Origin of the sequence: Streptomyces milbemycinicus (genome assembly GCF_002154605.1) — a bacterium.
Taxonomy (GTDB): Bacteria; Actinomycetota; Actinomycetes; order Streptomycetales; family Streptomycetaceae; genus Streptomyces; species Streptomyces milbemycinicus.
Genome location: NZ_MUNE01000983.1, coordinates 308 through 1,309, shown reverse-complemented (window position 1 = coordinate 1,309; position 1,002 = coordinate 308). Strand labels below are relative to the sequence as shown.

Below are 1,002 nucleotides of genomic sequence, written 5' to 3'. Positions count from 1 at the left end.
CCCAGCGCCAGCTGCCGCAGCTCGGCCGCGTTCAGCGGGCCGTGTTCGGTCAGCCGCTCGGAGAGCGTCGGCCCCGGCACGTACAGGGTCGCCATCCAGGGGCGTTCGGCGTCCGGGTCGGCGTCCACGACGGGCGCGGTGAACGCGCCGCTCACCCGCCGGGCCGCCGCGACCTCCTGCCGGAAGCGGGTCCGGAACTCCTCGTCCTCGGCGAACTGCGCGTGCACCACCTTGACCGCGACCTGTCGGCCCGAGGCCGAACGCGCCAGATAGACGACGCCCATGCCGCCGGAACCGAGCCGGTCCAGCAGCCGGTAGTCGCCCATGGTCTTCGGATCACCGGCGCTCAGCGGCACCGCAACCCCTCCCCGAGTGCCTGTCGGCACGGCATGTGCGCGTACGTAGGTGTGTAGGTGTGAAGCTGCCTCAGCCTAAAGGGCGGGTCGCATGGGCGGCAGACCGATCCCGGGCAACGAACGGGCTCGATCGGGCATCGGAAGGACATCGGGGGGAACCCTGAGAAGTCCCTGACCCTCCCCCAACTACCCCGGAAATGGCCCGGTTCGCTTTGACGCGCGCTACGGCGGCTGCCAGCGTGATGTGCAGGAAGTTCTCAAGAAGAACGGGACAGACCAATGAACGGCGAAGCCGCAGGAGTGGTCGGCGCAGGCGGAACCTTCCTGCTCCTGATCGTGGTCGTCTGGCAGATCGCCGTCACATGGCGGGCCCGGATGCTGAGCGCGCGCGAGGAGCAGTACAAGCAGTTGGCGCTGAAGTACGCGAAGCTGATGGAGGACAACCTGGAGTTGCACCGCCGCAGCCTCGACGAACTGACGCAGGCCCGGCTCTCCATCGAGGCGCTGGAGAAGCGGACGCACGCGATCGAGTGACCGGGGGACGGAGACCACGCGGGGGGTGCCACGCGGTGCGGGTCCCCGGCGTTCATGACGCCAAGGACCCGCACATCTGTTGTTACGGCGACGCGCGCCTAAGCCCGTGCCT

General features: G+C 69.1%; 1 protein-coding gene and 1 pseudogene (1 of these 2 running past the window's edge). One reads left to right on the top strand and one right to left on the bottom strand.

Translation table 11 applies throughout. From position 1 onward, the window contains the following. Positions 1 to 356 (bottom strand): annotated as a pseudogene (locus CCN51_RS59775) (serine/threonine-protein kinase); its annotated part reaches 130 nt to the left of the window's first position; the annotation flags it as partial. Between the two features lie 279 nt (positions 357 to 635). On the opposite strand from CCN51_RS59775, the gene CCN51_RS49965 reads away from it, so the two are divergent. Continuing rightward, positions 636 to 890: a hypothetical protein gene (locus CCN51_RS49965; RefSeq protein ID WP_014178574.1), complete on the top strand. Its 255-nt coding sequence runs from the start codon at positions 636 to 638 to the stop codon at positions 888 to 890. Positions 891 to 1,002: the final 112 nt, after the last annotated feature.